Source organism: Janthinobacterium sp. GW822-FHT07A03, assembly GCF_058798815.1.
The window spans coordinates 255,431-273,162 of record NZ_JBXAKW010000009.1 but is presented as its reverse complement, the minus strand read 5'-3'; the positions used below and the strand labels follow the sequence as shown (position 1 = coordinate 273,162).

18 protein-coding genes are annotated in these 17,732 nt (G+C 65.8%); 15 read left to right on the top strand and 3 right to left on the bottom strand.

Features of this window, described 5'->3' with window-relative positions:
- Nucleotides 1-52 precede the first annotated feature (52 nt).
- The 13 genes from AC1RJW_RS24555 to eutC all read left to right on the top strand — a co-directional run bounded on the left by AC1RJW_RS24555 (nucleotide 53) and on the right by eutC (nucleotide 12,960).
- Nucleotides 53-961 carry an ion transporter gene (locus AC1RJW_RS24555; RefSeq protein WP_493047268.1) on the top strand — a complete coding sequence of 303 codons (909 nt, stop codon included), beginning with the start codon at nucleotides 53-55 and terminating at the stop codon, nucleotides 959-961.
- Nucleotides 962-1,010: 49 nt separating this feature from the next.
- Entirely contained in the window at nucleotides 1,011-1,991 is a 981-nt protein-coding gene (locus tag AC1RJW_RS24550; protein ID WP_493047267.1) for a 3-oxoacyl-[acyl-carrier-protein] synthase III C-terminal domain-containing protein, read from the top strand.
- Nucleotides 1,992-2,001: 10 nt separating this feature from the next.
- Nucleotides 2,002-3,039, top strand: a complete 1,038-nt coding sequence (locus tag AC1RJW_RS24545) for an NAD-dependent epimerase/dehydratase family protein (protein WP_493047266.1) — start codon at nucleotides 2,002-2,004, stop codon at nucleotides 3,037-3,039.
- Nucleotides 3,032-3,862: an MBL fold metallo-hydrolase gene (locus AC1RJW_RS24540; RefSeq protein ID WP_493047265.1), complete on the top strand. Its 831-nt coding sequence runs from the start codon at nucleotides 3,032-3,034 to the stop codon at nucleotides 3,860-3,862. Before AC1RJW_RS24545 ends, AC1RJW_RS24540 begins: the two co-directional genes overlap by 8 nt.
- Nucleotides 3,859-5,172, top strand: coding sequence for a F390 synthetase-related protein (locus AC1RJW_RS24535; RefSeq protein ID WP_493047264.1), 1,314 nt, complete (start codon nucleotides 3,859-3,861; stop codon nucleotides 5,170-5,172). The genes AC1RJW_RS24540 and AC1RJW_RS24535 overlap by 4 nt, the downstream gene beginning before the upstream one ends.
- Nucleotides 5,169-5,807, top strand: coding sequence for a phosphatase PAP2 family protein (locus AC1RJW_RS24530; protein ID WP_493047263.1), 639 nt, complete (start codon nucleotides 5,169-5,171; stop codon nucleotides 5,805-5,807). Before AC1RJW_RS24535 ends, AC1RJW_RS24530 begins: the two co-directional genes overlap by 4 nt.
- Nucleotides 5,804-6,919 carry a sterol desaturase family protein gene (locus AC1RJW_RS24525; RefSeq protein WP_493047262.1) on the top strand — a complete coding sequence of 372 codons (1,116 nt, stop codon included), beginning with the start codon at nucleotides 5,804-5,806 and terminating at the stop codon, nucleotides 6,917-6,919. Before AC1RJW_RS24530 ends, AC1RJW_RS24525 begins: the two co-directional genes overlap by 4 nt.
- Nucleotides 6,916-8,022: a fatty acid desaturase family protein gene (locus AC1RJW_RS24520; RefSeq protein WP_493047261.1), complete on the top strand. Its 1,107-nt coding sequence runs from the start codon at nucleotides 6,916-6,918 to the stop codon at nucleotides 8,020-8,022. Before AC1RJW_RS24525 ends, AC1RJW_RS24520 begins: the two co-directional genes overlap by 4 nt.
- A 67-nt stretch (nucleotides 8,023-8,089) precedes the next feature.
- Nucleotides 8,090-8,644, top strand: coding sequence for a GbsR/MarR family transcriptional regulator (locus AC1RJW_RS24515; RefSeq protein WP_493047260.1), 555 nt, complete (start codon nucleotides 8,090-8,092; stop codon nucleotides 8,642-8,644).
- On the top strand, nucleotides 8,641-9,285 hold the full coding sequence (locus tag AC1RJW_RS24510; protein ID WP_493047259.1) for a DUF4166 domain-containing protein: 645 nt from the start codon (nucleotides 8,641-8,643) through the stop codon (nucleotides 9,283-9,285). The genes AC1RJW_RS24515 and AC1RJW_RS24510 overlap by 4 nt, the downstream gene beginning before the upstream one ends.
- Nucleotides 9,282-10,745, top strand: coding sequence for a TIGR01777 family oxidoreductase (locus AC1RJW_RS24505; protein ID WP_493047258.1), 1,464 nt, complete (start codon nucleotides 9,282-9,284; stop codon nucleotides 10,743-10,745). Before AC1RJW_RS24510 ends, AC1RJW_RS24505 begins: the two co-directional genes overlap by 4 nt.
- A gap of 43 nt (nucleotides 10,746-10,788) precedes the next feature.
- Nucleotides 10,789-12,177, top strand: a complete 1,389-nt coding sequence (locus AC1RJW_RS24500) for an ethanolamine ammonia-lyase subunit EutB (RefSeq protein WP_493047257.1) — start codon at nucleotides 10,789-10,791, stop codon at nucleotides 12,175-12,177.
- Nucleotides 12,178-12,186: 9 nt separating this feature from the next.
- On the top strand, nucleotides 12,187-12,960 hold the full coding sequence (gene eutC, locus AC1RJW_RS24495) for an ethanolamine ammonia-lyase subunit EutC (protein ID WP_493047256.1): 774 nt from the start codon (nucleotides 12,187-12,189) through the stop codon (nucleotides 12,958-12,960).
- Here eutC and tsaD read toward each other — a convergent pair whose 3' ends face one another.
- Nucleotides 12,961-14,001: a tRNA (adenosine(37)-N6)-threonylcarbamoyltransferase complex transferase subunit TsaD gene (gene tsaD / locus AC1RJW_RS24490; RefSeq protein WP_493047255.1), complete on the bottom strand. Its 1,041-nt coding sequence runs from the start codon at nucleotides 13,999-14,001 to the stop codon at nucleotides 12,961-12,963.
- Between the two features lie 210 nt (nucleotides 14,002-14,211).
- Here tsaD and AC1RJW_RS24485 point away from each other — a divergent pair, with 210 nt between their 5' ends.
- Complete coding sequence (locus AC1RJW_RS24485) at nucleotides 14,212-14,622, top strand: nitrite reductase (NAD(P)H) small subunit (RefSeq protein ID WP_493047254.1); 411 nt, start codon at nucleotides 14,212-14,214, stop codon at nucleotides 14,620-14,622.
- 46 nt (nucleotides 14,623-14,668) lie between these two features.
- Here AC1RJW_RS24485 and AC1RJW_RS24480 read toward each other — a convergent pair whose 3' ends face one another.
- Both AC1RJW_RS24480 and AC1RJW_RS24475 read right to left on the bottom strand, forming a co-directional pair.
- Nucleotides 14,669-15,730 (bottom strand): 3-deoxy-7-phosphoheptulonate synthase, encoded by a 1,062-nt coding sequence (locus AC1RJW_RS24480; protein ID WP_493047253.1) that lies wholly within the window; start codon nucleotides 15,728-15,730, stop codon nucleotides 14,669-14,671.
- Nucleotides 15,731-15,880: 150 nt separating this feature from the next.
- Complete coding sequence (locus AC1RJW_RS24475) at nucleotides 15,881-16,558, bottom strand: hypothetical protein (RefSeq protein WP_493047252.1); 678 nt, start codon at nucleotides 16,556-16,558, stop codon at nucleotides 15,881-15,883.
- Between the two features lie 159 nt (nucleotides 16,559-16,717).
- On the opposite strand from AC1RJW_RS24475, the gene ybiB reads away from it, so the two are divergent.
- On the top strand, nucleotides 16,718-17,710 hold the full coding sequence (gene ybiB / locus AC1RJW_RS24470) for a DNA-binding protein YbiB (RefSeq protein WP_493047251.1): 993 nt from the start codon (nucleotides 16,718-16,720) through the stop codon (nucleotides 17,708-17,710).
- Nucleotides 17,711-17,732: the final 22 nt, after the last annotated feature.

Sequence of the window (17,732 nt, the reverse complement as noted above, 5' to 3'; positions counted from 1 at the left end):
CCGTGCTTTGTCAATTATCTATACAATAATAGTATATGAGCACACTACCCACATGAAAGCCGCGACGAAGAGCGGCGCGGCACCCTTGACGCCGCAGCAACTGGCGGCGCAGGAAACGCAGCAAAAATTTGGCAAGCCCGAGCGGGGCTGGCGCGAGCAGGTGTACACCGTCATTTTCGAGGCGGAAACGCGCACGGGCCGCGCCTTCGACCTGCTGCTGATCGCCGCCATCCTGATCAGCGTGACGGTGGTCGTGCTCAGCAGTGTCGCCTCCGTGGCCGAGCGCTATGGCACCTGGCTGACGGCGCTGGAATGGTTTTTCACCATTTTATTTACCATCGAATATTTCGCCCGCCTGTCGTGCCTGCAGCATCCGGTGCGCTACGCCAAGAGTTTTTTCGGCATCATCGACTTGCTGGCCATCGTGCCGACCTATATCGGCTTGCTGCTGCCGGGCGCGCACGTGCTGATCGACGTGCGCATTTTGCGCCTGCTGCGCATGTTCCGTATCCTCAAGCTCACCTCGTATGTGCATGAATATACGGTGCTGGGGCGGGCCTTGCTGGCCAGCCGGCGCAAGATCCTCATTTTCTTGTCTTTTGTCATGATGGTGGTCTTTCTGTTGGGTACTGTGATGTATGTCGTGGAAGGGCCGGATAACGGTTTCAGCAGTATCCCCACGTCGATTTACTGGGCCATCAGCACCATGACCACCGTCGGTTTCGGCGATATCACGCCGCGCACCGACATCGGGCGCACCATCGCTTCGCTGATGATGCTGCTCGGCTGGGGCATCCTGGCAGTGCCTACCGGCATTATCAGCGCCGAAATGACGGTACAGCGCAGTTCCAAGCTGGTCACCACGCGTACCTGTCCCACGTGTCTGAAAGAAGGGCTCGATGACGATGCCAATTTCTGCAAGAACTGCGGGGTCGATTTGCCGCCGCTGGCACGCGATTAGCGCATAGACCATACATAGACCATATTTACTTTACTTTGTTAAGGCCAACATGATTCCAGTTCGCCTGATCGCGACGGGCAAGGCCGTGCCGCCGCATAGTGTGACTTCCGCCAGCCTGGACCTGAAATTGGGGCATCCGGACGGCTATACCCTGCGCAAGAGCGGCGTGCTGTCGCGCTTTGTCGCCACGCCCGATGAATCGCAAAGCCAGCTGGGCGCCGCCGCCCTGCTCGACGCGCTGAAGAACGCCAGCCTGCGTCCGGCCGATATCGATCTCCTGATCTGCGCCAACGGCGTGCCCGAGCAAGCCTTGCCGAATACGGCCTGCTTCGTGGCCGAACATGCGGGCTTGCCGCCAGGCACGCAAAGCTTCGACGTCAACGCCAGCTGCCTCAGTTTCATGGCCGCCTTCCGCGTGGCCGCGTCCATGCTGGCCGGCGGCGCCTACCGCCGCATCGCCATCGTTTCGTCCGATCTCGCCTCGCGCGGGGTCGACTGGAGCGAGCCGGAAGCGTCGATGATCTTTGGCGACGGCGCCGCCGCCGTCATCGTCGAGCGGGGCGACGGCAGCGCCGGTATTCGCGCCTACAAGATGGGCACGTATCCGGAAGGGCGGCGCTACTGCGAAATCCGCGGCGGCGGCACCGAGCGCAACCCCCGCAACGGCTGCGAACCGGGCGACTACCTGTTCCGCATGGATGGCAAGGCCGTGTTCCGCCTGGCCGTCAAGGTGATGCCGGATTTCCTGGCGGAACTAATGCAGGAATCGGGCGCGGGCCTGGACAGAGTCGACGTGGTCGTGCCGCACCAGGCCAGCCCGCTGGGCCTCGCGCATGCGGCGCGCATCCTCGACGTTCCCGATGCTAAAATCATCAAGATCTTTGAAACGCACGGCAACCAGGTGGCCGCGTCCCTGCCCACCGCCCTGCACGAGGCGGTGATGACGGGGCGGGCCGTGGCAGGCCAGCGTTTGCTGATGATGGGCACGGCCGCGGGCCTGACCATCGGCGGCATGATTCTTGACCTGTGAAGGTGGTGTAATGAGGCGGATACTGGTCACGGGAGCGACGGGCGGCTTGGGGCGCAATGCCGTGCGCACCCTGCTGGCGCAGGGCGTGGAAGTGCGCGCCACGGGCCGCAACGCCGCCGTGGGCCGCGAACTGGAACGCATGGGTGCGCAATTCGTGGCGCTTGATCTGGCGCAAGCCTCGCCGCGCCAGGTCGATGAACTGGTGCGCGGCATGGACACCGTCTGGCACTGCGCCGCGCTGTCGTCGCCGTGGGGCGCGGAGCGCGATTTCATCGCCGCCAACGTCACGGCCACGGCCCAACTGCTGCGCGCGGCCGCCAGCCTGCACGTGGCGCGCTTCGTGCACATCTCGACCCCGGCCATCTATTTCGACTACCGCAACCGCTACGAGGTGCCGGAAACCTTCCGCCCCGACGCTTTCGTCAACGCGTACGCGCGTTCCAAGGCGATGGCGGAAAAACTGGTGCAGGAGTGCGTCGACCGCCACCGCGGCATGACGTGCGTGATCCTGCGCCCGCGCGCCATCTTCGGCCCGCACGACCAGGTGCTGATCCCGCGCCTGGCGCGCGTGCTGCAGGAGCGCGGCGGCAAGCTGCCGCTGCCCAATGGCGGCGCGGCCACCATCGACGTCACCTATGTCGACAATGTCGTGCACGCGATGTGGCTGGCCACCGTGCACAAGACCATCGCTTCCGGCGCCGCCTTCAACATTACGAATGGCGAGCCGGCGCGCCTGTGCGACATTTTGCGCACCTTGTTTTGCGAGCACCTGCAGCAGCCGTTCGAGATCGTCAGCGTGCCGTACCGCGTGCTGGCGCTGGCGGCGAGCCTGATGCAGTTCGCCTCGCGTTTTACACGGCGCGAACCGGCGCTCACGCCCTACAGCATCGGTGCGCTCAGTTTCGACATGACGCTCGATAACGCCAAGGCGCGCAAGGTGCTCGGCTATCGTCCCGTCGTCAGCCTGCAGGACGGCATCGCCCGCACGGCGCAGTGGATGCGCCAGGAAGCGGCGGCGCACAAGGTGGGCAAGGAGCGCAATGGCTAGCATCACCGCATTTCGCGTCGGCCACTGCACCCACCCGTCGTGCATGGTCTTGAAAGGCAGCGGGCTGGCCAGCCGCTGCTTCCCTTCGCGCGCCTACCTGATCGAAACGCGCGCGGGCCTGTACCTGTGGGATACCGGTTACGCCGAACACTTCCGCGCCGCCACGTCGAAGGGCGTGTACCGCATGTACGCGTGGGTCACGCCGATTGCGTTCGACGAGAACGAGTCGCTGCATGGCCAGCTGCGCGCGCATGGCGTATCGCCGGGCGACATCCACACCCTGCTGCTGTCGCACTTCCACGCCGACCATATCGCCGGCCTGCGCGACTTTCCCGGCGCGCGGCTGATGGCCTCGAAAACGGGCTGGGATGTCGTGCGCGGCTTGTCCGGGGTGTCCGCCGTGCGCCAGGCCTTCGTGCCCGAGCTGCTGCCGAACGATATTGCCGACCGCCTGGATTTCGTGGAAAGCGTGCCCGCGACGGCCTTGCCGGCGGCCTTGCTGCCATTTACGCACGGGCGCGATGTCAGCGGCACGGGCGAGATCTACATCGTCGACTTGCCCGGCCACGCCATCGGGCATATCGGTGCCTTCGTGCTGCAGGATGGCGGCTGGACCCTGCTGGCATCTGACGCGGCCTGGGTGCCGGAAAGTTTCCAGCAGCTGCGCGGACCGTCGGAACTGTCGTTCCTCATCCAGCACAAGCGCGCGCCGTATTATGAGACGTTGAACCGCCTGCACCAGCTGCACCAGTCGGGCAATGCGCAGATCCGCATCACGCATGAAGATACCAACGATTATTTGCCAGTGGCGGGCCGCCCGTGAAGCGTCTTTTCTGGCTGTTGCTGTCGTACTGGCGCACGCGCCGCCTGCGTTTCGCAAGCCGCGCGCAGCTGGACGCCTACCAGCACAGGCAGCTGGCCCGTTTCGTTGAGGTGCTGTGCGCCCGCAGCACGTATTTTGCGCCGTACCGCAAGCTGCCGCTGGCGCAGTGGCCGACGATGAACAAGGCGCTGATGCTCGAGCATTTCGATGCCATGAACACGGCAGGAATCACGTTGGCGCAGGCGATGGAGGCGGCCATGGCGGCCGAGCATAGCCGCGACTTCACGCCGGCCGTGGGCGACATCACGGTGGGCCTGTCGTCGGGCACCTCGTCGCGGCGCGCCGTATTTACCGTCAGCCCCCGCGAAAAGGCCCAATGGGCGGGCGTGATGCTGGCCAAGGCGCTGCCCGACGGCCTGTTTTCCGGCGAAAAGGTGGCGCTGTTCCTGCGCGCGAACAGCAATCTGTACACGGCCGTGCGCTCGCCGTGGCTCACGTTTGCCTTCTACGATCTGTTCGCGCCGTTCGACAGCCTGTGCGCGCAGCTTGCGCAATATCAACCTTCCGTGATCGTCGCGCCGGCCCAGGTGCTGCGCCAGCTGGCGCTGCGCGTCATCGATGGCAGCCTGGCGCTGGCGCCGAAAAAAGTCATCTCCGTGGCCGAAGTGCTGGAAGCGCAGGACCGCGCGCTGATCGTGCAGGCGTTCGGCGCCGTGCATGAAATCTACCAGGCGACCGAGGGTTTCCTCGCCAGCAGCTGCGAACACGGCGTGCTGCACCTGAACGAGGAATACGTGCACATCGAGCCGCAGTGGCTCGATGCGGAGCAACGCCGTTTTGTGCCCGTGATTACGGACTTCACGCGCATCACGCAGCCCATCGTGCGCTACCGCCTGGACGATATCCTGGTCGCACGCGCCACGCCATGCCCGTGCGGCCGCGCCACGCACGCCATCGACGGCATCGAAGGGCGCTGCGACGACATGCTGCTCTTGCCATCTTTGCCATCCATGTTGTCGGCGAACGGCGGCGCCCCCGTCGCCGTGTTTGCCGACGTCTTGACGCGCGCGTTCGCGCAAGCCTTGCCGGCGGATGCCGACTACCGCCTGCTGCAGTCGGGCGATTGCTCCTTGCAGCTGCATGCGGCCCTGGACGACGCTGGCCTGGCCGCCCTGCGCGATCACCTGGCAACGGTGCTGCGCGGCCTGGGCGTGGCCGTCGACGGCCTGTCCTGGACGACGAGCGGCGAATTGCCTCCCTTTGACCCCACCATGAAACGGCGCCGCATCCGGCGCCTTGCAAGCGCATGAATCCTTCTTCCATGAGCGTACGCTGCCGCCTGCTGCATTTGCTGGCCGGCTGGGGCAGCGTCGGCCTCGTGTATTTTTCCAGCGACCTGCTGCAAGGGCAGGGCGTGCTGCTGCCCGAGACGGCGCTCGACCGCGCGATTCCCTACACGGATGCCGCCATCTGGCTGTACCTGTCGTTTTTCATCCTGATCCCGTACGCCTATCTGGCGGCCGACGCGGCGCGCGTGCGCTGGCTGGCGCGCGCCATGGCGCTTTCCGCGCTGGCCTGCGGCGTGATCTTCCTGCTGTATCCGACCACGCTCGCGTATCCGCCCGTGGGCGAGGGCAGTGCCTGGAGCACGCAGGCGCTGCGCATGCTGCAGTCGTTTGACTCCGCGCAAAACTGCCTGCCCTCGCTGCATGGTGCATTGACCCTGCTATGCGTGTGGGCCTTGGGCGACAAACGCCATCTGCTGCGCTCCGCGCTGGCGCTGGTGCTGGGCGTGGCCATCTGCTACGCCATCATCGCGCTGCGCCGCCACGTGAGCATCGACCTGGCCGCCGGCCTGGCCGTGGGCGTGGCGGGCGGCATGTTGGCGAAAATGCAGGTATTCTGGACGGCTCGCCGCGCCATTTCCACTGAAACCGCATCATGATGAACCCTTTTGCCCTCTCTTTCCTTGTCATGCTGGCCTTCGTGCTGGCCGAACTGCTGATCCTCAAATGGGTGCGCAAGACACCCGTGCCGTGGAAAGACGTGATCTTCAACCTCAATTCCGGCCATATCCTGATGTGGGTGTTCCGCGGCGTGGAAGTGGCGGCGTTCGCCCTGCTGCTGCGCCATGTGAACCTGCACCTCGTCGACCAGTGGCCCGTGGTGGCGCAGTGGGTGTTCGCATTCTTTGCGTGGGATTTGTGCTTTTACTGGATGCACCGGCTGCACCATAAGATCCCCCTGTTGTGGGCCGTGCACGTGGTGCACCACCAGGGCGAGCATTTCAACCTGTCGCTGGGCGTGCGCAATTCCTGGTATTCGTCGCTGACGAATTTCCCCTTCATCGCCATCCTGGCCGTGCTGGGCGTGCCGCTGGAAATCTTCCTCGTTGTCTCGTCCCTGCATTACACGGTGCAGTTCTACAACCACAATGCGCTGGTGAACAAGTCCGGCATCCTCGACAAGTTCATGGTCACGCCCTCGCACCACCGCGTCCACCATGGCACCGATAAACGCTACATCAACCGCAATTTCGGCGGCACCCTGTTGATCTGGGACAAACTCTTCGGCAGCTTCCAGCCCGAACTCGAGGGCGTGGAAATGCGCTATGGCGTGAAGGGCATGACACCCACGCATAACCCGCTATTGGCCAGCAACGGAAAACTGTTCAAGTGGCTGCGCGCGCGCTTTCCCCACTGGCAGTCGCACGGCACTTTCGAGGTGCCCGAACTGTTCATCGGCATCGGCGGCGTGATTTTGTTTGGCCTGGTGATCTATTACGTCAACCACGAAGCGGTGCTGGCCGGCGCGCAGCAGGCGATTCTGTTCGCGCTGATCTTTGGCGGCACGCTGGCGCTGGGCGGCCTGTCGGATGCGCGCCGCTGGGGCGCTATCGCCTGGGTGGCCATCGCCGTGGCCATGCCGGCCCTGTATCTGGGCTGGTATGGCGCGCGCGATGCGTGGGGCATGGTCTTCCTGGCCGCGCTGCTGGCGCATGGCCTCGATGGCGCGCGCCGCCTGTGGTGGCCGGCCGCGGCGGGGACGCGCGCGTGAGCCAGCTTCCCCCGCTGCGCTTCCAGCCCGCCCGCGATTCCGCCTTCCGCCGCGAACTGCGCGCACGCGCCGACGCCTACCTCGCTAGCGAGGGAACGCACCGCTTCGGCGACTGGCGCCTGCATGTAAAAACCGCCTTCCTGGCCGCGCTGACGGCGGGGCTGTATGCGCTGGCCTTGAGCGCTGGCAGTACCTGGCCGTTTGTCGCCAGCTATGTCGCCTGCCTGGTCGCGGCCATGGCGCTGGCCATGAATACCCTGCACGACGCGGCCCACAGCGCCGTCTTCCGCCAGGGGCGCCTGAATCGCATCCTGATCCGCCTGGTGGGCTTGCCCGTAGGCGTGGACACGGATTTCTGGACCATCCGCCACGTGCATTTCCATCACACGTATGCGAACGTGGAAGGCTATGACCTCGACACGGAGCCGAACCCCTTTCTGCGCCAGACGCCGTTCCAACGCTGGGCGCCCCAGTACCGCTATCAATACCTGTACTGGCCCGTGGTGGCGGCCCTGTCGCTGCCGTATTTGAACTGGTATGGCGACTGGCTGGACCGCTTCGGCAAGACCCCGGTGGCGGCGCACAGCCGCCTGCAGGGCTGGCGCGGCTGGATTTCCTTCCTGGGCTGGAAGCTGGGCCACGTGGCGCTGGTGCTGGCGCTGCCCATGTGGGTGCTGCAGCAGCACGGCATCGGCTGGGGCGTGGTGCTGGGCGCGTATTTCCTGGGCCAGATGCTCGCCTCGTGCGCGCTGGTGGCGCTGATCCTCGGCACGCACTGGGCCGAAGTGGAGTTCTTCCAGCCGGGGCAGGACGGCACCCTGCCGCATGACTGGTACCAGCACACGTTTTACACGGCCTGCGACTGGACGCCGAAACCGCGCGCGCTGCGCTGGCTAGGCTACTGGCTCGGCGGCCTGAATCTGCACCTGACGCACCATCTGTTTCCCACCTGGAACCACCGCCATTACCCGGCGCTGGCGCGCATCCTGGCCGAACTGGCCCCGCGCCACGGTCTAGTCTACCGCGAACTCGGTTATGGCCAGCTGCACGCCTCGCAGCAAGCCTTCCTGCGCGCCATGGGCCAGCCGCCCGCACAGTCCTGACGAATCGCGCTTGACTGGGTTTCTGTTTCGTCTTACATTTCTGTAACGACAGAAATAAGAGAAAATCATGGAATTGAGTCCGACTACGCAGAAATATATTCTGCACTGGGGCGAGATGGGCACCCGCTGGGGCGTCAACCGCACCGTGGCGCAGATCCACGCGCTGCTGTTCCTGGCGAATGCACCGCTGACGGCGGAAGACATCGCGGCCAGCCTGAACGTGGCCAGGTCCAACGTCAGCAACAGCCTGAAAGAATTGCAAAGCTGGGGCCTGGCGCGCAGCACGCACGTGATGGGGGACCGGCGCGACCATTTCGTTGCCCTGCAGGATGTGTGGGAAATCTTCCGCGTCATCATGGAAGAGCGCAAGCGGCGCGAGATCGACCCCACCCTGACGGTGCTGCGCGAGTGCGCGATCGAGGGCGAGCACGATGCGGCGATACCGCCGGAGACGCTGGCGCGCATGGGCGAAGTGCTGGCCTTCCTGGAAATGCTCAGTTCCACCTACAGCGACTATAAAAACCTGCCGCCGGCGACCCTGCAGCGCATGCTGTCGATGGGCGGCAAGGTGGCCAAGTTCCTCAGCCCGGACGACAAGCCTGGCAAGCCGGGAAAAGCATGAACGGCCCCTCGGAAGGAGAGTTGTTCAGGAAGGTGATGGGCGAGCGGTGGCTCACCCTGCACCCGGACATCCGCCGCCGCTTCGAGAAAAATCCCGCGCCCGGCCAGCCCCTGTACTACCGTGGCGAGCTCAGTGAGCTCACCAGTTCGCGCCTGGGCAAGGTGCTGGGCTGGCTCACGCGCCCCTTCATCGACGGCGCCTTGATTCCGTACGACGACCACGACTTCCCCGTCGATATCGAAGTCTATTCGCGCCCCGGCTGTCCCTTCATCTTCAAGCAGCGCACCTACCGCCTGCATGGGCGCGCGCCGATCCGCTTCACGTCCTACATGGCCGAAAGCGCGAAGGGCGAAGTGCTCGAATACGTGGGCATGGGGCTGGGCATGAAGCTCGTCCTGCACGTGGAAGATGGCAACCTGCATTTCACCAGCGACGGCTATTTTTGGGATCTTTTCGGCTGGCGCCTGCCGCTGCCCGGCGTGCTCACGCCCGGCAAGACCTATCTGTGCCACCGCAACGACACGCCGCAGCAGTTCAACATCCGCATCGAGATCCGCCATGCGCTGTTCGGCACCACGTTTACCCAGGCCGGCGTGTTCCGCGAATCCGCCGCGCCGGAAAGTCACAAGGAGACACCATGAATACGCATCTGCTGGCCCTGCAACTGATGGCGGCGCAAGGCTGCCTGGGCGCCTTCGACACCATCTACCACCATGAAATCACGGAAGCGCTGCCGCAAAAGGCCTCGGCGCGCCTGGAACTGACCATCCATGCCACGCGCGCGCTGATCTACAGCTTGCTGTTCGTCGGCCTGGCGGCCTGGGAATGGCACGGTGCCTGGGCCTGGGTGCTGGTGATCGTGTTTGGCGTGGAAATCGTGCTGACCCTGTGGGATTTTGTTGTGGAAGATCAAACCCGCCTCTTGCCCGCCACGGAGCGGGTCACGCACACGGTGCTGGCGATCAACGCGGGCGCCTTCATCGCCCTGCTGGCCCTGAACAGCAGCGAGTGGGCGAACTTGCCGACGGCCCTCGTGTGGCAGCCGTATGGCTGGCTCAGCGTCTTCCTTGCCCTGTGCGGCGTGGGCGTGGGCCTGTCCGGCCTGCGCGACGCGTATGCCGTGTGGCAGCTGGGCCGGCGCAAGGTGCAGGAGCAGCAAGAGCAGGAGGAGCGCCTGCGCTTTGCCGCCGCGCCGCAGTCCGTGCTGGTGACGGGCGCCACGGGTTTCATCGGCCAGCAGCTGGTCAGCGCCTTGCTGGCCGACGGCCACGCGGTGACGGTGCTGACGCGCCAGCCCAAGCCGGCCGCGTGGACCTTCGACGGCCAGGTGCGCTGCATCCGGTCGCTGGACGCATTGTCGGCTGCGCAGCGCATCGACATGGTGGTCAACCTGGCCGGCGCGCGCATCGTCGGCAAGCGCTGGACGGACGCGCGCAAGGCGGCCCTGCGCCGCAGCCGCGTGGCGCTGACGCAGGAACTGGTGGCGTGGATCGCCCGCGCGCAGCACAAGCCGAGGGTGCTGCTGTCGGCGTCGGCCATCGGCTACTACGGCGTGCAGCCGCAGGGCGACGCGACGGAATTGACGGAGGACAGCGCGCCGCAAGCCATCTTCATGTCGCAGCTGTGCCAGGAATGGGAAGCGGCGGCGCGCCAGGCGGAGCAATATGGCGTGCAGGTGGGCTGCATGCGCTTCGGCCTCGTCTTCGGCCACCAGGGTTCGCTGCCGCAGATGCTGCTGCCGGTCCGCTTCGGCGCGGGCGGCCCGCTCGGCAGCGGCAAGCAGTGGGTCACGTGGGTGCACGTGCGCGACGTCATCCGCGCCATCGCCCATCTGGCGCGCCGCAGCGAAGAGGGTGCGGTGAGCGGCGCGTATAACTTCTGCGCGCCGGAAGCGATCGCGCAGCGCCGCTTCGCCCAAGTGGCGGGCACCGTGCTGCACCGCCCCAGCATCGTGCCCACGCCCGCCTTCGTCATGCGCGCCTTGCTGGGCGAGCAGGCCGACTTGCTGGTGGAAGGCCAGCGGGTCGCCCCGCGCCGTTTGCTGGCCGACGGCTTTGTCTTCCGCTATCCGCAGCTGGAAGGGGCGTTGCGCAGCCTGTAGCCTGGCGTAGAATGGGCCATTGGGATGCCTTGGAGCACAATCTATGCCCCGCTTCAGCCATACGATAGACAGCCATGTTTACCAGTTCGCCAGCCTGAAGGAGCTGCTGGCCAAGGCCACGCCGCCGCGTTCCGGCGACGTGCTGGCCGGCGTGGCGGCATCGAGCGCACGCGAACGGGTGGCGGCGCAGCTGGCGCTGGCGGACGTGCCGCTGTTGACCTTCCTCAATGAGGCGCTGGTGCCGTACGAAGACGATGAAGTCACGCGCCTGATCATCGATACCCACCAACGCGCCGCGTTTGCGCCGATTGCCCACCTGTGCGTGGGCGACTTTCGCGACTGGCTGCTGGACGATGCCACGGACACGCCAACGCTGGTCCGGGTGGCCGCCGGCATCACGCCGGAAATGGCGGCCGCCGTGTCAAAAATCATGCGCCTGCAGGACCTGGTGCTGGTGGCCCGCAAGTGCCGTGTCGTCACGGCTTTCCGCAATACCCTGGGCCTGGACGGCCGCCTGTCCACGCGATTGCAGCCGAACCACCCGACGGACGACGCCACGGGCATCGCCGCGTCGATGCTCGACGGCCTGCTGCTGGGCAGCGGCGACGCCGTGATCGGCATCAATCCCGCCACCGACAATGTGGCGCAGGTGGTCTCGCTGCTGCACCTGCTCGACGCCGTCATAGCTCAATATCAGATTCCCACCCAGTCCTGCGTGCTCACGCACATCACCAACACGCTCGAGGCGATACGCCGCGGTGCGCCCGTCGACCTGGTGTTCCAGTCGGTGGCGGGCACGCAGGCGGCCAACCGCAGCTTCGGCATCGACCTGGCGCTGCTGGCCGAGGGGCAGGCGGCGGCCCTGTCGCTGGGGCGCGGCACGGCGGGCAACAACGTCATGTATTTCGAGACGGGCCAGGGCAGCGCCCTGTCCGCGGGCGCCCACCACGGCATGGACCAGCAGACGTGCGAGGCGCGCGCCTATGCGGTGGCGCGCGCGTATCAACCGCTGCTGGTCAATTCGGTGGTGGGCTTCATCGGCCCCGAATACCTGTATGACGGCAAGCAGATCATGCGCGCCGGGCTGGAAGACCATTTCTGCGCCAAGCTGCTGGGACTGCCCATGGGCTGCGACGTGTGCTACACCAACCACGCGGAAGCGGACCAGGACGACATGGATGCCTTGCTGACCATGCTGGGCGTGGCCGGCTGCAATTTCATCATGGGCGTGCCGGGCGCGGACGACATCATGCTGGGCTACCAGAGCACCTCGTTCCACGACGCCCTGTATGCGCGCCGCGTGCTGGGCCTGCGCCCTGCGCCCGAATTCGCGGCCTGGCTGGCGCACATGCAGATCACGGATGCGCAGGGGCACCTGAACACGGCGCTGGCGCCGGCCTTCCAGGCGGCCCTGCTGCGCCTGGAAGGCTAGGGAGGATACATGGACGAGAAACCCCCGTGGCAGGCGCTGCGCGCGCATACGGCGGCGCGCATCGCGCTGGGGCGCCGCGGCGTAAGTGTGCCGACCCGCGCGCAGCTGGCGTTCCAGCTGGCCCACGCGCAGGCGCGCGACGCCGTGCACGAGGCGCTCGATGGCGAGGCCCTGGCACGCGACTTGGCCGCGCAGGGGCAAGACTGCGTGCCGCTGCACAGCGCCGCCGCCACGCGTGCCATCTACCTGCAACGGCCCGACCTGGGACGCCGGCTCGATGACGCTTCACGCGTGCGCCTGGCCGCTGGCGCCAAGGGCGTGGACCTGGCGCTGGTGGCGGCCGACGGCCTGTCGGCGCTGGCCGTGCAGCGCCACGCGGCGCCTTTCCTGGCCGCCTTGCGCGCACGGCTGGCGCTGGAGCCGTGGACGCTGTCGCCGCTGCACATCGTGGCGCAGGGGCGGGTGGCCGTCGGCGACGAGGTGGGGCAATTGCTGGAGGCGAAGGTTGTGCTGGTGCTGATCGGCGAGCGGCCGGGCCTCAGTTCCCCGGACAGCCTGGGGCTGTACCTGACGTGGGCGCCGACAGTGGGCTTGCTGGACGAGCGCCGCAACTGCATCTCGAACGTGCGCCCGGAGGGGCTGGCGTATGCGCCGGCCGCCTACCGGCTGCACTATTTGCTATCGCAGGCATTTACCAGGCAGTTGTCGGGCGTGGACTTGAAGGATGAAACGGTGGAAGAGGGCGCGACCCTGGCGGGGGCGCGCAACTTCCTGCTGGCGTGATCAGACTTCGCGGATTTCGTCCAGCGGCCAGCGCGGGCGCACGTTGAACGAGTAATCGTGCTTGGCGGCGTCCGGGTTGATCTGCAGGCGCATGGCGCCGGCAAAGGCGATCATGGCGCCGTTGTCGGTGCAGAATTCCAGCTCCGGGTAATACACTTTAAAACGCTTCTTGGCGGCGGCCGCGTTGAGCGAGGCGCGCAGCTGCGCGTTGGCGCCCACGCCGCCGGCGATCACCAGGCGTTTCAAGCCCGTGTGCTTGAGGGCCGACACGCATTTGGCCGTCAGCACGTCGACGATGGCGTCGACGAAGCCGCGCGCGATATTCGCCTTGTCCTGTTCGCAGATATTGGCGATGACTTTTTCTTCATGGTTCTTGACCACCGTCAGCACGGCCGTCTTCAAACCGGAGAAACTGAAATTGAAATCCTTCGAGTGCAGCAAGGGGCGCGGCAGTTTATACGCCAGCGGGTCGCCGAATTCGGCCAGGCGCGAAATGGCGGGGCCGCCCGGGTAACCGAGGCCCAGCAGCTTGGCCGACTTGTCGAACGCCTCGCCAGCCGCATCGTCGAGCGTTTCGCCCAGCATCGTGTACTGGCCCACGCCATCGACGCGCATCAGCTGCGTGTGGCCGCCCGATACCAGCAGCGCGATGAAGGGGAATTCCGGCGGCTCGGACGCCAGCAGCGGCGACAGCAGATGGCCTTCCAGGTGGTGGATGCCCAGCACCGGCTTGTTGATGGCCAGGCCCAGGCTGCAGGCGACGGACGACCCCACCAGCAGCGCGCCGGCCAGTCCCGGGCCCTGCGTGTAGGCGATGGCGTCGATTTCGGGCAGGGTGATGCCGGCCTTCGTCAGGGTCTCTTCGAGCAGCGGGATGGCGCGGCGGATATGGTCGCGCGACGCCAGTTCCGGCACCACGCCGCCGTACTGCTCGTGCATGGCGACTTGCGAATAGAGGGCGTGCGACAGCAGGCCGCGTTGCGTGTCGTACAAGGCCAGGCCGGTTTCGTCACAGGAGGATTCGACGCCAAGAACAATCATGAAGGTACTGAATAGGGAGGAGTAATCCGCCATTGTAAAGGAAAGCCGCGCAGTCCACCGTGCGGCCGGCGCACCATTTCGGCGGCAGTGTGCACTTGCGCAGTGCGCCGTGGGCCGGTTTTTCCCGGGATTGCGGCTGCTTTGCGCCTGGAACGGCACTGGCACCGCTCTTGCTTAGAGAGGCGTGTGCCTTTCTCAAGGGAGCTTGCGATGCCGGAACAATGGAAAATGATTTGCCGCCTGAAGGATATGCCGCTGGCGGGCGCGCGCATGGTGCAGCGGGGCCTGGCGTGGCAGGATTTGCCGGGCGTGGCGCTGTTTCGCGCCGTGGACGACACGGTGTACGCGCTGCTCGACACGGTGCCCTGCCTGGGCGGACCGCTGGCGCAGGGGGTGCTGATGGAGAAAAACCTGATGGGGCCGAAGAACAGCTGGATCATCGAGCTCGATTCGGGCCGCCTGGTGGCGCCCGTGCAGGGCATGGCGCGCCTGTACGCCGTGCGCATCCTCGATGGGCGCATCTACCTGGACATCAATGAACTGAATATCCCGGCCAGCAAGGCAGAGCAGGCGCTGGCGGGATCGTTCGCCGTGCTGCCGCATGTGCAGATGGCAGTGTGAGAAAAAAACGGCGCACAGGGCGCCGTTTTTCGTATCCGCGAGAGGCTTATGCAGGGCGGCTTAACAAGTGCGCATGCGCGTCGCGCAGCATGGTGGCCGTCGTGTCCCAGTCGATGCAGCCGTCCGTGACGGAGCAGCCGTAGGTCAGTTGCGACAGGTCTTGCGGGATCTTCTGGTTGCCGCCGACGATGTTCGATTCGATCATCACGCCCACCAGCGAGCGGTTGCCCTGGCGGATCTGGTTGACCACGTCGCCCATCACCAGCGGCTGCAGTTCCGGCTTTTTATAGCTGTTCGCATGCGAGCAGTCGACCACCAGGTTGGCTGGCAGCTTGGCCTTGGCCAGCGCCTGTTCAGCGATGGCGATCGAGACCGAATCGTAGTTCGGGCGGCCGTCGCCGCCGCGCAGCACCACGTGGCCGTACGCGTTGCCGCGCGTGCGCACGATGGCGACGTTGCCTTCGCCGTTGATGCCCAGGAAGGAGTGCGGGTGTGCCGACGACAAAATCGCGTTGACGGCGATGCTGATGTCGCCATCGGTGCCGTTCTTGAAGCCGACGGGCGTCGACAGGCCCGACGACATTTCGCGGTGCGTCTGCGATTCCGTCGTGCGCGCGCCGATGGCCGTCCAGGCGATCAGATCGCCCAGGTATTGCGGCGAGATGGGGTCCAGCGCTTCGGTGGCGGTGGGCAAGCCCAGTTCGCACACGTCGAGCAGGAACTGGCGCGCCTTTTCCATGCCTTCGTTGACCTTGAACGAATCGTCCATGTACGGGTCGTTGATATAGCCCTTCCAGCCCGTGGTGGTGCGCGGTTTTTCGAAATACACGCGCATCACCAGCAGCATCGTATCCTTGACTTCCTCTTGCAGCGCTTTCAGGCGGCGCGCGTAATCGAGGCCGGCCACGGGGTCGTGGATCGAGCACGGGCCGACGACGACGAACAGGCGCTGGTCCTTGCGGTCGATGATGTTGCGCAGCGCTTCGCGGCCGCGGCTGACGGTGTCGAAGGCGCTTTCCGACAGGGGCAGCTTGGCGTGCAGTTCGGCCGGTGTCGGCATGGGCGCGAAGGAGGTGACGTTGATATTTTCGATGTCTGGCGTATTCATGATTCTGGCTCGGCTTTCGCTATTGCGTTCTTTAAGAGGCAATAGTGTAGCGGAAATGCGGCCTGGCGGCGGGGATGGGGCCAAAACGGGAATGCATGAGTTGTTTTTATGGCAGGGCCGGCACGCCGCCGGCCCCTTGCTGCCGGGCGCTCAGTGGCGGCCGGCCAGGCTGGCGCCAACGCTGTAGCGGGCGATGTACTGGTAGTTGCCGGCCAGCTCGGGCGGCCGGGGCAGGCCGGGATGGCGCCGCACATGCTCGAGGATGGCCGTTTCATGCTGGCGTATCTGCGCATCCAGGCAGGCGATCTGCTGGCGCAACAGGGCATGCAGCGCGTGCTGGCCAGCCTGCAGATGGGCGTCGAGGCGCGCCGACTCCTGCTTGCGCACGCCTTCGATGGCGTGCAGGCGGCGCAGCCACAGGCGCAGTTCCACGTAGGCGGGCGAGGGCGGCGTCCAGCATGCGGGGCGTTTGTCCTCGCAGTAATTGGCCAGCACTACGGCGCCGTGCGCCGCGTTCGCGGGCAAACCTTGATTGCGCAGATAGTCTGCCAGCTGCGCGGGCTGGGCATCGCAGACCAGCATGCCCATGTCGGCCAGCACGCGGGCTGGCGCCTCGCTGTACGGGGCGTCGAGGCGCATGCAGACGCGCAAGCCCATGACGGGCACGTCGTTCCTTTGCAGCCAGCTGCGCAGCCAGCGGTAGCCGGCCATGTCGTTTTCCAGCACCTTGCACAGCACCTCGCCGCCCGAGCGCAGCACGGCTTTCAGCAGCAGCTTGCTCGTTTCGATGCCGACAAAGGCAGTTTCCTGTTTGATCGCGTGTTCCATGATGAGTTCCCCCCCCCTGTGCAGTCTTATACGCAGCGGCGGCGCGTTTGGATGCAGGTGCGAAGCAAATTCGTAAAAGAGCCTGGAAGACTGTTGCATCGGCGCCTATGCCGTCGATCAGCCCGTCTGCACGGGGAAAAATCCGTGTAAGCTGGCGCCATGACGACTGTATCCATCCCCCATACCGATGTGGCCGGCGAGCCATTTCCCGCCGCGCGTTTCATTAAAGAAATAGGACGCGGCAAGAACGGCGCGCGCAGCATGACGCGCATTGATGCCGGCGCCCTGTACCGCGCCATGCTCGAGGGCCGCGTGTCGGACCTGGAATTGGGCGGCATTTTATTGTCGATGCGCATCAAGGGCGAGTCCGTGGACGAGATCGCCGGCTTCCTCGATGCGGCCGAAGCCTCGTTCGCCCCGCTGGCCGCGCCGGCCGGTGAATTCGCGCCCATCATCATTCCCAGCTACAACGGCGCGCGCAAGATGGCGAACCTTACGGCCTTGCTGGCGCTGTTGCTGGCGCGCGCGGGCGCACCCGTGCTCGTGCATGGCGTGACCAGCGACCCGGGCCGCATCACGACGGCCGAAGTGCTGGCCGCGCTGGGCGTGCCCGCCTCGCAGGGCCATGCGCAAGCCGAGGCCGCCATGGCGCGCGGCGAAGCGGCCTTCCTGCCCATCGAAGCGCTGGCGCCCCGCCTGGCGCACCTGCTGTCGCTGCGGCGCGTGCTGGGCGTGCGCAATTCCACGCACACCCTGGTGAAAATCATGCAGCCGTTCGCCGGGCCCGCCCTGCGCCTGGTGTCGTACACGCATCCCGAATACCTGGAAATGCTCGGTGAGTATTTCCTGACGGCATGCCCTCCTGGGCGCGGCGACGCCTTCCTGATGCGCGGCACGGAAGGCGAAACGGTGGCCAACGCCAACAAGGCGCAGCAGATCGACTGGTTCCACGACGGCGAGCGCACGGTATTGGTGGAAAAGCAACTTCTGGTGGAAGAACTGCCGCATCTGCCGGCCGAGCGCGACGCGACCACCACGGCCGCCTGGATCGCCGCCGTGCTGCGCGGCGAGGTGCCCGTGCCGCCATCGATCGCCGGACAGGTGGAGCAATGCCTGATGGCATCGCGGCAGATTGCAGCACGGCCGCGCTAGCCGCGCCGCCGCAGTTTACAAT

Coding starts and splice junctions, on each gene's coding strand:
- AC1RJW_RS24555 (WP_493047268.1), top strand. CDS start 53: ATGAAAGCCGCGACGAAGAGCGGCGCGGCACCCTTGACGCCGCAGCAA.
- AC1RJW_RS24550 (WP_493047267.1), top strand. CDS start 1,011: ATGATTCCAGTTCGCCTGATCGCGACGGGCAAGGCCGTGCCGCCGCAT.
- AC1RJW_RS24545 (WP_493047266.1), top strand. CDS start 2,002: ATGAGGCGGATACTGGTCACGGGAGCGACGGGCGGCTTGGGGCGCAAT.
- AC1RJW_RS24540 (WP_493047265.1), top strand. CDS start 3,032: ATGGCTAGCATCACCGCATTTCGCGTCGGCCACTGCACCCACCCGTCG.
- AC1RJW_RS24530 (WP_493047263.1), top strand. CDS start 5,169: ATGAATCCTTCTTCCATGAGCGTACGCTGCCGCCTGCTGCATTTGCTG.
- AC1RJW_RS24525 (WP_493047262.1), top strand. CDS start 5,804: ATGATGAACCCTTTTGCCCTCTCTTTCCTTGTCATGCTGGCCTTCGTG.
- AC1RJW_RS24515 (WP_493047260.1), top strand. CDS start 8,090: ATGGAATTGAGTCCGACTACGCAGAAATATATTCTGCACTGGGGCGAG.
- AC1RJW_RS24510 (WP_493047259.1), top strand. CDS start 8,641: ATGAACGGCCCCTCGGAAGGAGAGTTGTTCAGGAAGGTGATGGGCGAG.
- AC1RJW_RS24505 (WP_493047258.1), top strand. CDS start 9,282: ATGAATACGCATCTGCTGGCCCTGCAACTGATGGCGGCGCAAGGCTGC.
- AC1RJW_RS24500 (WP_493047257.1), top strand. CDS start 10,789: ATGCCCCGCTTCAGCCATACGATAGACAGCCATGTTTACCAGTTCGCC.
- eutC (WP_493047256.1), top strand. CDS start 12,187: ATGGACGAGAAACCCCCGTGGCAGGCGCTGCGCGCGCATACGGCGGCG.
- tsaD (WP_493047255.1), bottom strand. CDS start 14,001: ATGATTGTTCTTGGCGTCGAATCCTCCTGTGACGAAACCGGCCTGGCC.
- AC1RJW_RS24485 (WP_493047254.1), top strand. CDS start 14,212: ATGCCGGAACAATGGAAAATGATTTGCCGCCTGAAGGATATGCCGCTG.
- AC1RJW_RS24480 (WP_493047253.1), bottom strand. CDS start 15,730: ATGAATACGCCAGACATCGAAAATATCAACGTCACCTCCTTCGCGCCC.
- AC1RJW_RS24475 (WP_493047252.1), bottom strand. CDS start 16,558: ATGGAACACGCGATCAAACAGGAAACTGCCTTTGTCGGCATCGAAACG.
- ybiB (WP_493047251.1), top strand. CDS start 16,718: ATGACGACTGTATCCATCCCCCATACCGATGTGGCCGGCGAGCCATTT.